We start from the raw sequence: 14341 nt of genomic DNA on the forward strand, positions 1-14341 counted from the left end.
TTACTTGTTTTTATTGTGCAATCTCGCGGTTCCAGCGATCTGTCCAGCCTTTAACCTGTTGATTCACAAATTCCATATCCAGCTTGTTCAGCTTCTCAACAACTTCAGCGCCGTATGTTACGCCTTCTGCTTCTTCAGCAGTCAGTTCAACTTTGGTGTTAACCGGGGAATCGACTTTAGCTTTGGCAGATTTCGCTTGTACATCTTGACTGAGCTGCCAGTTGATGAACTCTTCAGCGAGTTCTTTGTTTTTGCTGCCCTTCACGACATTGATTGTGTTCATCACGGCATATGCACCTTCGCTAGGTGTAACAAACTTTGCATTAGGCACGGCTGCTTTCAGATCTTTGAAATACATTTCCATGATCGGTCCGCCCGCAATCTCTTCTTGGGAGAACATGTTCACGAACTCGGAAGTTTGGCTGTAGAATTTCACCACATTGCCGCTCAGTTTTTTCAGTTCAGCAAATGCCGCATCTTCATTAAACGTATCGTTTCCGGCTACACGGGAAGCTGCATCCACAACCATTGGGCCTGCTGTTGCCGTAATATTCGGGATGGTCAGGTTACCTTCGAACGCCGGGTCCCACAGGTCACTCCATGAAGTCACTTCTTTGGATACGAGATCCGGATTATAAGCGATACCGAGCTGTCCAACCGTGTAGGCTGGGCCATAATCTTCACCAAGTGGTGCTTTGGCAATATCATAAATGTCATTTACATTTGGAATTTTGGAGCGATCGATTTTCTCGAACAGACCTTCATCAATACCTTGTTGTGCATAATAATCAGACAGGTAGATAACATCGACATTTGATGTACCTTGACGAATTTTATTCAGACGTTCAGCGTTATTGCCGACTTCGAGCACGATGTCTACATTATGTTCTTTTTCGAATGGACCAAATACTTCTTCATTAAAGAAATCTTCGGAGAAGCCCCAAGTGGAGATAACCAGTTTGTTCGCTGCGGTTCCTCCACTGCCTGATCCGCCTGTCGCATCATCCGTGCTGCTGCCACAACCTGCAAGTAATACTGATGTCATTGCCACTGCTGCCAAACCGCTAATCCACTTTTTCATCATGATCCTGATTCCCCCTGATATATGTGATGTGTATGAAAAAACAAAAAGAAAAGCATTCTTGTATAAACAAGAACACTTTTCTTCGTAAACAAAGGAAAGCGACACCCGCTGCCGGTACATCATCGGTTTCTGCTTCAGAATCAATCCAAAGACAGACGCCATCATATGAAATTGTACGGAACCTGATCATGAATCCGGGTCATAACCTCCATATGCATCAACAAGAATCTATCCTGCCGATCCATCCTTAGGCCTGTTCCAGAATCACATTTGTGATTGCCCACTGAGTGGACGCATCATAATCCCGCAATATAGCTTCAATTGGCAAACCTATGTGTTGCTCGAGCTTCTCCCGGAATTTCTTCTTATATAAGACAGACATGCGGAAGTCCACTTCCAGCTTTAAGCCGGGGGCCTCCCCTTCCAGGGCGTCAGAGCGCGGTGAACGTCGGTGCTTCGCGTAGAAGGTCACAATGTTCTGGTCAATGGTCACTCTCAGGAGAGTGGTGCCAAATCCGAACAGTTCCTTCGAGATTTCGTTATAATACTGGCACATCTTCTTCTTACTCTCATTGCTGTCCAGTAGTTCCATGAACTCACCCACATCTCTTACTACCGTACATTCGACGTGTTAACACGATTGATTATACATAAATCTTCTGAAATGAGCAACCCAAAAGATATACTTAACATGTAAATCACACACAGAAGCGAACGATAAGACATTTACCCCCAAAAACAATTCGTCTTAAACCACAGTAAATTTACATTAATATGCCTGCATGTCAGTCCTATACTATTGTTACTTCTAAACTTCGTTTTAATACACCGTAATTCGAGTCTTCGTTTCAACTTTCCCTATAAGGGTATTAATTCCTGCGAAACATAGACAAACTTCGTCAACAACCGTTAAAATGAGACACAATGTTGACATGTTTTTATTTTCTAGAAATTGGAGGCTTAACCCATGCAATGTCCAGTATGTAATCATGAAAATGGAGATGCCCAGTTTTGTGAGAGGTGCGGAACTAATCTAACGCAAACTACCTCTTCACCCTCACTTGTAAAGAACCCGGAATCTGCTGCTGCTTCAGAACCCGAATATACTCGCTGGTCCAGCACGCAGGCTACCTCTTCCCAGGCATCCGTTCCATCCAACACACCATCCGTCTCCATCCACAAGGAACAGGCGAGAGAATCAACAGGTACCAATGACCATGCTTCTGCGGGAGACAACAGCTCCAATCAGTGGAATAATATCGTGCAGAATGAGAAAGTTCAGCAAGCCAAAGAAGTAAGCAAACAGTACCTATCCTATTTCCTCAGTGTATTAGCCCGTCCTTATCAGACGATGAAAACCGTTGGTGACCAGCATTCACTAAACGGATGGCTAACAATGGCGCTGATTGCAGTCCTATCTTCTACATACTTCTTAATTACCTTTAGTCGTATAGGCATGGATGGCTTGTTCATTGGTGGATTTATCCGGCCGCTATTGTTCACCGTCATTATCCTGATAGCCTCTATTGCACTGATGTACGCTATTCTGAAAATTGAAAAAATAACCTTCCGTCCCAAAACACTGGTTGCCCAGTTCGGTACATTGCTTGTTCCTGCTGTCGTATCCCTTGTTCTGGCGAATCTGTTTATTATCATCTCGTATTCCATCGCGATCGCCTTGCTTGTGGTCTCGTATATCATCATATTTGTCGCTCTAAACTCGGTGCTATTCCAATATCCATTGAATCGTACCAAAGCAGCCATCGACAGTATGTACAGTGTACTCATCGCCAATGTGGTCGTATTCTTTATTCTGTATCGTTTGTTGGGTGAGGTTATTATTGGACTGATTGGCATGATGCTTTCGCCGTTTGGCCGTCTGTAAACACTTGTTACTTCGATGACAGAACAACCTGCCGACCGCTGTCATCTCCAGATTTTTTTAATTCGCTTTTATAATGGTGAAAATCTGGAGATAAAGGCGAAGCAGATGCTTCAATTCCAATAGATATAGATTCCTCTGACTCTTTAGAGTTATATTAAGGCGCTCCCTGCTCACGTGGGGGACGCCTTTTTTAGTTTCCCAAGGCAGCATTGCACTGTGCATGTATCATACACTATAATGTGTAGTGCAAGAGGTATGTTCTTATTTACGTAATAAACTAATCCAGCAACTCCCGTTACGTAATAAGATGATTCATCTTTGCCATCAACACTACATCACGTAGTGTTATGTCACTCATTTTACAAAGAAAGCAGAGGAACTCTCTATGGACATGACTCATATGAATCATATGCAAATGGAGCACGAGGCAGGTACATCCTACCTGTGGCTCTTCGTAGGTGTAATCGTGTTGCTGTTCTCCATCGCCGCCTATATCTGGGCATCGCGCACACAGGGAAAAATCCTGGGCCACATGAAAAAGAAAGAGCGGGCGGACATCCAGAAAAAAAGTCGATCCCTTCGGCTGGCTGCACATGTAATGATGGCTGTGTCGATTATTACGTTTGGCCTGTTCTTCATGCAAGGAGCAGGTAAAACATATAATGTAGCCGATCTGGAATCCAACGCGACAATCGACGTGACGGACGATAAATATTATGGGGCTGACCATACGGAGGACCCCATTCAGTATGAGATGACAATTCCAACATCGGGGCCGCATAATCCGCATGATATCAAGTTTGGATTTTACACCGACTTCCCCGGCTATAATTACCTGGTACACAATCTGGAGCACGGGGATATCATCATCTATTATCGGGAGAACGCAAGCGAGGATTTGAAGGAACATCTGAAATACCTCGCTAAATTCCGCGAAGCCGGAGCAGGTATTCTGGCTGTACCAAACAAGGATATTCCCGAAGGCAGTGAAGTCGTGGTGACCGCATGGACCAAAACGATGGAACTCGACCAATTCGACGATGCCAAGGTTGGTACTTTTATCAATAAATATATTAATCAGGGACCTGAAAAGATTCCTGCCTCTGTTCGCCAGGGCGGCGGAACGATGTAATGACGTAATCACTCAGTCATGTGAAGCCCCTCTAAGTAGTAACAATGGGGTGTGTCCCAATGATGGGCATGGTCAATATAGGATTGAAACGAAACTAGCTCCCGGATCAAATTGACTCGGGGGCTAATTCTTTATCGAACAGATGCCGATATTTCAAGTAGAAAACTGTATATTTGATATACAATACATACGAACCAAAGAAGAACGACAAGCACCAAGTAAAGAGACAAAGAGACGATTGATTCAACAGATCAAGGGGGAACACTTTTACCAATGAACAGTTTGTTTATGAGGATCTTTTTATTTTTTTCCTGTCTGATGCTGGCTGCGGGCGCGGTTCTTGGTATTACCATGTACCGTTCATCAGCGCAACTGGTCGAACAATCCATGGGGATGCAGGCACAGGCTGTGGCTGAACGGGCAGCTGTATTAATTGATACTTCTCTGTATGCACCACTCAGTACCGGACAGAACGAGACAGCGTATTACGCCACATTGCGTGAGCAGCTCAGTCAACTACGCGAGGCCAATGGACTCAAGTATCTGTACACCCTTGGTACACGCGAAGAAAATGGAACAAATACATATTTCTACGTTGTAGATGGGGCTGCTGCGGATGTGGCAGAGGATGACTTCTCCCCTTACGGCTCCGCAGAAGAGACCCATTATGAAGGAATGCTGCAAGCTTTTGAACAGAATGAGCCTATTCGGGGTGAACTCACACAGGATGAATATGGCGCTACCATTACTGCGTATGTGCCAATCCATGGAGATGACGGGAAAGTACTCGGATTGGTCGGTGCAGATCTGGACTCCACTGCGGTCTATGAACTGATGTCCCGCAACCGTATGACCATGATCTGGACAGCCTTGGCTATTGTTCTGCTGAGTGTCTTGTTGGTGTATGGATTCGCCCATTACTTGACCCGACCATTGGTGAAGTTGAAGAAGTTAATTACCCAGGTAGGAAAAGGCGACCTGACCGTCAACGTTGAACTTAGTCGCAAGGACGAGGTGGGACAGCTCGCTTCCGAGTTCAAACATCTGGTTACAGGTACCCGTGATGTCATGACGGGCATCCGTCAAAGCTCCGATTCTCTGCTACAGGCTGCAGAAGGTGTATCGAAACATTCACAGGCGACTGCAGAAGCCAGTCAGCGTATTGCCGAGCATACGAATCATACGGCCAGTGGAGCTGCCGAACAGGTAGCTCGTGCGGGCGAAGTTACGGTAGCCATGGAAGAGATCACGCGCAGCATGCAGCACATTGCGAATTCTTCTTCTATGGTCGCGGATGTATCACAGGAAACGACCAATAACGCGGTGCAAGGTCAAGCCAACATCAACACGGCGATGGACAGCATGGACAAAATTCATCAAGCAAATGTACAGATGGTGGCCTCCACCTCTCAGCTGGAGCAGTACTCAGGTAAAATTGAGTCGGTGGCACACCTGATGAAAGGCATCGCTTCACAGACCAATCTGCTTGCACTTAATGCAAGTATTGAAGCGGCTCGGGCAGGAGAGTATGGCAGCGGGTTTGCGGTGGTTGCCTCAGAGGTTCGCAAGCTTGCGGGGGAATCAGAGCAATCGTCCCAGCATGTCACCGAACTGATCGCCGAGATGACACGCCAGACTGCCCTGTTGTCAGAACATATGTCTGCCAGCACAGCAGCAGTCCAATCCGGTCTCGCTGTTGTTCAGGAGGCAGGCCGTTCATTCACATCCATTCATACCGGGATTGAGACGATGAATGAACGTCTGCACGAAGTATCCGCAGCATCCGAGCAGCTGTCTGCCAGTGCAGAAGAAGTATCCGCTTCTGTGGAGGATATGGAACATATCTCACGCGAATCCTCTTCAAGTATCCAACAGGTATCTCATGCTACCGGAAGCCAACTGCAATCCATGGATGAGATGAGTGCGTCTGCTGAATCTCTGCGGGTACTGTCCAGTGAGCTGAACGGATTAATTAGTCGATTTAAAATATAGCAGGAAGCTTAGAATGTTAGATAGCTCGGCTATATAGTTGGACTAAAGTATATTCACAATTGCCACTTCGATGACAGAACAACCTTCCGATCGCTGTTATCAATTTATATAAACCAGCCCAAAACAAAAAGCCGCACGGCAGGGAAGGGATCATGGGGTTCAACCCCATACCCTGACCACTGCCTGCGGCTTTATTTTTGTACCTTTAATGTTGGCACGCCCTGAGGCTGCCTGAATTAATAGCGCTGCGGAGCAGCTTTTTTACCCAAATCCGTCATGTACGTAAAGAACGCTTCCGGATCGGTATCATACACCAGTTGTACTGGACGTCCGTCTGCTTGCTCCACCGTGCGGCCCTGGCTAGGACCATCCGGGATAACAATACAGTTTACGGTTTTTTTCTTCACGATGTCCTCGCGTCCAACGGAAGCCGTTGTCAGCACATCCCACAGATAATATGTGGAATTTGTCTCACTGTACACCAGTGGCGGACAACCTGCGTAACAGTTACCCAGGAAATCAACGCCTTCGAAGCGACGCTCTGCTGCCCAGCGGTTACGAACGGCTGGAGTCAGAGGTACTTTGTTCGTGCTTTCCAGTGCAACCAGATCGATCTGGATATCACTCTGCCATACACGGTAAGCCGCTTCCGGGTCCCAGAATACGTTCCACTCTGCTGTGCCATCATGCTCAGGCTCTTCTACGTTACCACGCTCGAATGTGCCACCCATCCATACCAGCTTGTCGATTTTCTCTTCAATGTCTGGTGCTTCGTCCAGTGCACGCGCAAGGTCAGTCAGCGGTCCTGTGAACAGGAGCAATGTTTTGCCTTCGGTGTTGCGCACTTTCTCGATTAGATGCTGGTGTGCAGGAACTGCAGAAAGTGGTGCTTCCATTTTGCCGGACTCGTTCAGTACAGGAAGTGCATCTACATAGAAGGAATGCAGTCTCCACGCCGCAGGAAATGGATTTTTCCCTCTGGAGTTGGATTTGGATACCTCTACGGAATATGTACCGAAACGATCGATGATTTTACGGCTGGCATCTGTTGCTGGCTCCAGATATCCGTCTGCCGGAATAACCGATACGCCGGTTACATGTACATTGTCCATTTGCAGAAGCATGAACAGCGATACGAGGTCATCCACGCCGCCGTCATGGTTAAAATACACATTAAGTTGGTTCGTCATGCTTGCTTTCATCCTTCCCCTGGTTGTCCCATTGATGTTGATCATCCGTCTGCCCCAAGGCCGACGCTCTCTCTATTATGTCCCATAACCCTTGGCTACGTAAACCTTCCCCATGCAAAGAAAATAAGGATCACGCCTCATCCTGCGGATATTTTACAGTTCCACCATTCCATCTCAGGAACAGACCCGTTTAACTCAATTCTGTGCCATTATTGTGCAAAAAGAAATGGACAGCAGGCTTGAAGCCCCGCCGTCCATCTCACCCCATCCATGCATTACATGGACTGGTTTTGTTTCTGGTTCTGTTTCTGTTTCTTCTCATTCTTCTCAGCAATCGGGATATACTTGCCTGGCCAGAAGGCCCATTTGCCCAGCAATGTGGTAATTGCCGGAACCATGAACGGACGTACCAGGAATGTATCCAACAACACACCAACAGCCGTTATAATTCCGAATTGCACCAATACTTGAATCGGCAGAGTCGCAAGTACCGCAAAGGTTCCTGCCAGAATCAGGCCCGCAGAGGTAATAACGGAGCTCGTCTCACCGACGCCTTCCTTAATGGCTTGACGAAGCGGCATCGTTTTGCGTTTTTGCCAGATGCTTGAGATCATGAAAATGTTGTAGTCTTCACCCAATGCCACCAGGAATACGAAGGAATACAGCGGAATCGCTCCCTGAATTGCATCTGCTCCAAGTCCATAGTGAATGATGATCCAACCCAGACCCAGTGCAGAGAAATACGAGAGAACAACCGTTGCAATCAGGTACGCTGTAGCTACAACAGAACGCAAGTATAATAGCAGCAACAATGTAATCATGCCAATGACCACTGGAATAATGATCTTGGCATCCCGTTCTCCTGCCATTTCAATATCATATTGTTCAGCCGTCTGACCATCAATCCAGACCTGACTGTCCACATTGGTTACTCCAGCATCTTGAAGCGCCTGTTCCGCAGTAGCCCGCAGATCCGGAATATGCTGCATCGCCTCCATGGAATATGGATTCAGATTAAATTCCACGTCATAAGCCGTAATGTTAGCATTCTTGGCACCCTGTTGGGCATCGCCTACTTTGCTAATGTAATCCAGCGATTCAAGCCGCTGCTTCAAATCGGTTTCTTTACCTTCGGCATCAATGATCACTTTCACTGGAGCCAGCTCACCTTGGGAGAATTGTTCGCCGATGACGGTGAAACCTTCGCGGGAAGGTACATCCTCCGGGAAGGAAGACAACAGATCATACGTGAATTTAACCTGAGTAGAGAATGCCGCCATTCCTCCCAGCAATACCAACGTAATTGCAAGAACGGTCCATGGCTTCGTTACTACAACACGGCCAATCCAGCTTTCCTTCACTTTGCGCGGGGCAGGAGCCGGTTTGCCTTTTTTCTTCGCACGTTCCACTTCCATCTCATGTGTACGTGGTACGAACGGGTAGAATGAACCCCGACCGAAGATCGCCAAGAGCGCCGGAACCAGTGTCAGACTTGCAATAAACATAATAAAGATGGACAGACTGAACGGTACGGCAAAGCGATGATACGCACCATATTCAGCCAGCAACAGCACCAGTAGTGCTGCAACAACCGTGAATCCACTCATGGCAATGGCGCCGGAAGATCCCGTAATGGCCTGGAAGATGGCTTTCTTTTTGTCCGGCTCATGGTAGAGAATTTGGCGGTATCTGGAGATCATGAACAGGCAGTAATCCGTTCCTGCTCCGAATAACAATACAGTCATGATTGAGATTGACTGTGCGTCCACCGTAATCCAGCCTTGATCCGCCATGAATCCGAGAATCGGACTGGTCACCATATACGCGAATCCAACCGCAATAATTGGGATAATCGCTAGCACTGGCGAACGATAGATCAATAGCAGCAGCACCAATACCAGTACAACCGTAGCGATAAGCAAGGATACATCGGCGGAAGAGAATAGTCCGCTCGCATCAATGGATATCCCTACTGGCCCTGTTACACGAGCAATCAGTGTATTGGCATCATCTATAGCTACATCGAACGGGTTTGCCCCGAAGATGTCTTGTGTTTTTTGCTCAAGTGCTTCAATGCCTTGCTCTAATTGTTCTGCATCGGCACCTTCATTGAAGAAAAGCGGCATAACCAGGGTGCTTCCGTCTTCCGAAAGCTGGCCTTTCAACGCCTGTGGCGGCAATTGATAGAGTGGCACAACGGACTGCTGTTGTTCTACCGGATCTTGATCCAGTCGCTCCGTTAATGCCTGAATGTTCTCAATCTGCTCATCCGTCAAACCGCCGGCTTGACGCCATACGATTAACGCGGGCAGTCCTTCACCACCAGGGAATTCCTTCTCGGCAAGTGCAGCTGCCTGAACCGATGGTTTGGACTCACTTAGATCCTGCGCGTTATTAGTTTCACGATCACCAACAGCAGGCCATACCATGCCAAGCACAACGGCGATAATGATCCATACCAACAGTGTAATCCATTTGCTTCGTTTGCCGGCAACCCAGCGGCCGTAACCCGAACCTTCCTGCATTGTCTCTTCATCTCCCTATTCTGTTTCTATGAAGCCCTAATATATATGATGGTGTAGTAATGAACCATGGGTCATAGTATAATTGAGTTAATTATATATACCGGAAGGTTAATTTTGCAATGCCTAATTTGTGAACTTCCTAAACTAGCGATTAAATACGTAAAGAGGTCAGTGATTATGAACAAAAAAACAAACATCCCCCGGTCACCGGGCAGACCCAAAACGGGCGTCGATCAAGCATCTGTGCAAACCAATATATTGATGACAGCTTCACGTCTGTTTATGGAATATGGGTATGAACCCGTCTCTCTCCAGCAGATTGCTTCACTATGCAATGTAACCAAAGCATCAATCTATTATCACTTCACCAGCAAAGCCGATCTGTTCACCGTTGCCATTACCCGCATAATGACGATGAGCATGCAGCAGACTTCACTCCGCCTGGATGAATCTGGCACATTACAAGAGCGGCTGATCAAGGTAGCGCAAGCGAAGATGCAGCACTCCCATATTGAGACGGAGAGCATGATGCGAGAAGCCGAGAAACATCTGAATACGGAGCAACTCAGCCAGATTCGAGAAGCTGAGGTTCAGATCTTCGAGGTCCTTGCGACCCACTTCAAGCAGGAGATGGACAATGGTTATTTGCGTGTTGCCAGTCCCATGCTGCTTGCCCATGCATTTACGTCACTGCTCATGCTCGCGAACCGCGAAGATGTGCGCAGCATGAATGGCGGCAGCATTGAGGAACTTGCACGGGAACTTGTTGCCCTGTTTCTGGATGGAGCAGTTAAGCGGAGCGAGAATATATAGCTGTATCTCTAAGCAGTTATGCCAAAAAACCATCGGGCGATGTAATGAACACACCTACCGATGGTTTATTGGTTGAAATCTAAACATGATTATAGGACTCTGCTCCCGACAATGTTGTATTGATTCTGTAATTACTTACCTGTTACTTAGTCAACAGTGATATAAATAGATATATTAGGGCCATCACTACTATTCTCCGTATAGAATTTACCTTCACCCGTTGGTCTTCCGTTCTTAAACATGCCCACATAGACTAACTTACCGTTCAAGTACCCTTTACCTTTGCCGGTAATAGCTCCATTTTTAGCCTGCCCATCATAGATGATTACACCATCTTCGTACAATTTAATTTTGCCAGAATACGTGGGTACTCCTTTATCAAATGCACCAACATAGGCAATTTCTCCATATTGATATGTTTTACCTTGTCCCTGTGGCAATCCATTCTTAAATGTGCCCTGATAGAACATCTCACCAGATTCTGTATACCACTTACCTTGACCATGAAACGAACCCTTCAAAAAATCGCCCTTATATTTAACTGTTCCATCTGGATAATATTCGGTGCCCTTACCTGAAGGAAGCCATGTTTCCATATCCACCTTACCAACATAATTAAACTTTCCATTTGGGTAGTAGAGCTTTCCCTGTCCATTAGAAATATCCGAGTACAGCTTTCCATCTGCGTTATACCTTTTTCCTTCATGAGGCCTTCCCGCTACAAACTTACCTTCAAAGCTCTTCTTCCCATTTGAAAAATAGGATATTCCTTTACCATTAGGTACGCCATTTTTGACTTCTCCCACATATTTGTGTTTTTCACCAGAAAGAGTAATATAGATCTCTTTTTTCGCTGCTGAGACCTGTCCCGGTGAAGTAAACAGCGGTGTAACCAAAATTAAAAAAACAGTAAACCACTTCAAACAATTCTCTAACTTTCGCATTTCTGTAAATCCCCATTTCTATTTTTATAGAATCTATCGGCCTGCTAAGATTAAACTGATATGCCTCTTTAAACTATGAATGTCTGGTTTACTACAACACAGCTTTGTATACAGTACAGCAAATCAAAGTATGTAATTCGAGCAGAGTAATACGAATCTTCAAAAATGAGTTTCTCTTCGACTTAGCAAGCACGACAATACTTATATCGACCATTATAGCTACAAGCATGAGAAAATATGGTAAAGTGTTGTTAATTATCTATTTCCCGTTGACTTATACGATACATAACATGATTAATACAAACCTTGAACCCATAGGAGGAAAAACCATGTCACCACCAAAATCATCCCCACGCATCCCCCGTCTGCTGGAAACAAAGCGCATATACCTGCGTCCTTTCGAGATTACAGATGTGGATGCTTACTTCCCCGGTCTGTTTGACGCCGAGATGCGCAGGCTGACAGGAACACAGAATAGTTTCACACGCGCTCAGGTTGAACGTTATGTTGAGAGCGCTGCACAAGATGACACCAGACTCATGCTACTTATTGCTTTACAGGAAAATGACCAGATCATCGGAGATGTCGTCCTGATGGACATGCATGCCAAGAATCGCAGTGCACACATCCGGGTTGCCATCGATCGGGTGGAGCATCAAGGAAAAGGCTACGGTAGCGAGGCATTACTGCTTATGCTGGACTACGGCTTCGGCATCTGTAACCTGCATCGAATCGAGCTTGAGGTGTACGCCTTCAACGAGCGAGCCATTCGCACGTATGAGAAACTCGGATTCCAGCGCGAGGGTGTGAAGCGGGATGTCTTGTTCTACAATCACCAATATCATGATGCCATTCAGATGAGCATGCTGGAGGATGAGTTCAGGCAACGTCATATGAAAGATCCGTCAGGTAATAATTAAGTTTCCGTTCAGCCAAAATCAAACCAAAAAACCGGGGGATTTAATAACCCTCCCCGGTTAGAAACTTCAGATGACCCGTGAGCACCGACAGCTCGGCGGGTGTCTTCATATACAATTCGCCATCCGTGTCGGCTGACATTGGGGCATCTGTCTTCACTTTTAACGTAGATGTCTTGAAGTATGAAATGCTCTCACTCTGAGGCTGCCAATCTCCCTCCGGCTTGTGCGACAGAATCTCTCGCAGCAGCGGAATGCCTGTCTCATGAATAATGAGCACGTCCAGTTCGCCATCCTGCAACGCATCCGGTGCAAAGGGCAGGGCATTCGTTCCCAGAAAACGGCCATTGGCTGCGTAGATCATCACAGCTTCGCCTTCCATCTCTTTCCCATCCGCCTCCAGTTGGTATCGAAACGGCTCTGTATGACTAATTGTCTGTAACGTGCTGATGAAGTAACTAAGCTTACCCAGCGCGCCTTTCAGATTCTCGTTAATATTCTGCGAAGCATCACTGATCAAGCCAATGCCAAAAAAGTTCGTGAACACCCGATCATTAGCCCGTCCAACATCAATGGATACCACCCGACCTGCCAGCATTTCTTGTGCCGCAGTCTCTGCATCCGGTGAAATCCCGAGCGAACGCGCAAAGTCATTACACGTGCCTCCAGGCAATATACCAATCAACGGAGGATGTTGCAGATCGGCCAGTCCATTCACGCATTCATGCACCGTGCCATCCCCACCCAGGATAAACACCACATCAAATTGTTCCCCGCGCTCACGAAACAGCTTCTCTCCTTCACCAGCTTCATCCGTACGCACAATGACAAGTTCATGGACAGCGGTAGCCAGCACACCAGCCACAAGGCCCACTGTATTCTCACGATTGGCCTTGCCCGAATGATGATGATGAATTAACAACGCTTTGTTAAATTCCATCCCTCTTCCTCCATTCCAATGCTTGTTAACCTTTACCCACAAAGGTTGAAGCCGTAAACAACAAGCCCTTCGCTAAGCACTCATCATGATTCCGAATATGTTTCCCAATAAGGTATGCATCCTAATCCTCATTCAATTCGTAATAGCTAGATGGCCCGTTTATCCATAAACCAATTCCTTTTTTAACCAGATTTATGCATGAGAATGAGGATTTCTCCGCACCTTAATGTCATAAGGCTGCAAATTTTGCTGGTGAGAACCCATTCAAATCGAGTCAAAACGGTTATATCTATACCATATACGAATGGAGGGATTCCCTATGATTCCGGCAACGTTGGAACAATTGGAGCAAGTTCGCAAGGAATGCCGTACCATGGTTCGCAAAAGAGCTACCGCTTCCGCCGGTACAACACTCGTTCCGCTGCCCGGTACAGACGTACTGGCTGATGTGGGGATGCTGATGCAGTTGCTGCCTGCCATTAACAATAAATTCGGATTATCACAAAAACAGCTGGACGGCATGGACCCCGAGACCAAATCCATGATCTATGGATTCGTCATGTCCATCGGAAGCAAAGTCATCGGTCGTATGATCACCAAGGAATTGGTGGTACAGGTTCTGAAAAGAGTCGGCGTACGCGTAGCCACCAAATCGGTCGCCAAATTCGTCCCATTTGCAGGACAGGGACTGGCTGCCGCACTCAGCTTCACAGCCATGCGCTATGTTGGTAACAAACATGTGGATGACTGTTATGAGGTTGTGAAACGTATGATTGAGCAGCGCGAATTAATTCCGGGTGAACCGGCTCCGTCTGCGCTGGAGGAAGCTAACAGCGACGACGTGAAGGTAGAAGTGAAGTCTGTCTCTAGCAACGACACTGATGAACCTGCGAAGGAGTCTAAGGATCAATAAATAAAA

12 protein-coding genes are annotated in these 14341 nt (G+C 46.6%); 6 read left to right on the top strand and 6 right to left on the bottom strand.

The features are described from left to right. Positions 1-10 precede the first annotated feature (10 nt). Together ACETMN_RS31255 and ACETMN_RS31260 are read right to left on the bottom strand one after the other, a co-directional pair. Complete coding sequence (locus ACETMN_RS31255; RefSeq protein ID WP_036613093.1) at positions 11-1081, bottom strand: PotD/PotF family extracellular solute-binding protein; 1071 nt, start codon at positions 1079-1081, stop codon at positions 11-13. A 250-nt stretch (positions 1082-1331) separates the two neighbouring features. Beyond that, positions 1332-1676, bottom strand: a complete 345-nt coding sequence (locus ACETMN_RS31260) for a DUF2294 domain-containing protein (protein ID WP_411735518.1) — start codon at positions 1674-1676, stop codon at positions 1332-1334. A 375-nt stretch (positions 1677-2051) separates the two neighbouring features. On the opposite strand from ACETMN_RS31260, the gene ACETMN_RS31265 reads away from it, so the two are divergent. From ACETMN_RS31265 to ACETMN_RS31275, 3 genes are all read left to right on the top strand, one after another. Continuing rightward, complete coding sequence (locus ACETMN_RS31265; protein ID WP_091012694.1) at positions 2052-2969, top strand: zinc ribbon domain-containing protein; 918 nt, start codon at positions 2052-2054, stop codon at positions 2967-2969. A gap of 385 nt (positions 2970-3354) precedes the next feature. Then, entirely contained in the window at positions 3355-4101 is a 747-nt protein-coding gene (locus tag ACETMN_RS31270) for a DUF3105 domain-containing protein (RefSeq protein WP_091012693.1), read from the top strand. Between the two features lie 273 nt (positions 4102-4374). Next, positions 4375-6093 (top strand): methyl-accepting chemotaxis protein, encoded by a 1719-nt coding sequence (locus ACETMN_RS31275; protein ID WP_091012691.1) that lies wholly within the window; start codon positions 4375-4377, stop codon positions 6091-6093. A 236-nt stretch (positions 6094-6329) separates the two neighbouring features. On the opposite strand, the gene ACETMN_RS31280 is transcribed toward ACETMN_RS31275, so the two are convergent. Together ACETMN_RS31280 and ACETMN_RS31285 are read right to left on the bottom strand one after the other, a co-directional pair. Continuing rightward, positions 6330-7283 (bottom strand): nucleoside hydrolase, encoded by a 954-nt coding sequence (locus tag ACETMN_RS31280; RefSeq protein ID WP_315371439.1) that lies wholly within the window; start codon positions 7281-7283, stop codon positions 6330-6332. Positions 7284-7558: 275 nt separating this feature from the next. Then, the gene (locus tag ACETMN_RS31285; RefSeq protein ID WP_411735519.1) at positions 7559-9808 is read right to left on the bottom strand and encodes an MMPL family transporter; all 2250 of its coding nucleotides are present in this window, start codon (positions 9806-9808) and stop codon (positions 7559-7561) included. 177 nt (positions 9809-9985) lie between these two features. Here ACETMN_RS31285 and ACETMN_RS31290 point away from each other — a divergent pair, with 177 nt between their 5' ends. Further along, entirely contained in the window at positions 9986-10621 is a 636-nt protein-coding gene (locus ACETMN_RS31290; RefSeq protein ID WP_411735520.1) for a TetR/AcrR family transcriptional regulator, read from the top strand. 146 nt (positions 10622-10767) lie between these two features. Here the strand turns inward: ACETMN_RS31290 and ACETMN_RS31295 are convergent, their stop codons facing one another. Further along, the gene (locus tag ACETMN_RS31295; protein ID WP_411735521.1) at positions 10768-11544 is read right to left on the bottom strand and encodes a hypothetical protein; all 777 of its coding nucleotides are present in this window, start codon (positions 11542-11544) and stop codon (positions 10768-10770) included. 350 nt (positions 11545-11894) lie between these two features. Here ACETMN_RS31295 and ACETMN_RS31300 point away from each other — a divergent pair, with 350 nt between their 5' ends. Continuing rightward, positions 11895-12485, top strand: coding sequence for a GNAT family N-acetyltransferase (locus ACETMN_RS31300; RefSeq protein ID WP_210109298.1), 591 nt, complete (start codon positions 11895-11897; stop codon positions 12483-12485). A gap of 40 nt (positions 12486-12525) precedes the next feature. On the opposite strand, the gene ACETMN_RS31305 is transcribed toward ACETMN_RS31300, so the two are convergent. Further along, positions 12526-13422 carry a diacylglycerol/lipid kinase family protein gene (locus ACETMN_RS31305; protein ID WP_411735522.1) on the bottom strand — a complete coding sequence of 299 codons (897 nt, stop codon included), beginning with the start codon at positions 13420-13422 and terminating at the stop codon, positions 12526-12528. 319 nt (positions 13423-13741) lie between these two features. Between ACETMN_RS31305 and ACETMN_RS31310 the strand changes: the two genes are divergently transcribed. Then, positions 13742-14335 carry a hypothetical protein gene (locus tag ACETMN_RS31310; protein ID WP_091012679.1) on the top strand — a complete coding sequence of 198 codons (594 nt, stop codon included), beginning with the start codon at positions 13742-13744 and terminating at the stop codon, positions 14333-14335. The last annotated feature ends 6 nt before the right edge of the window (positions 14336-14341 follow it).

The organism is Paenibacillus sp. M2, assembly GCF_046713495.1.
GTDB lineage: Bacteria > Bacillota > Bacilli > Paenibacillales > Paenibacillaceae > Paenibacillus > Paenibacillus amylolyticus_B.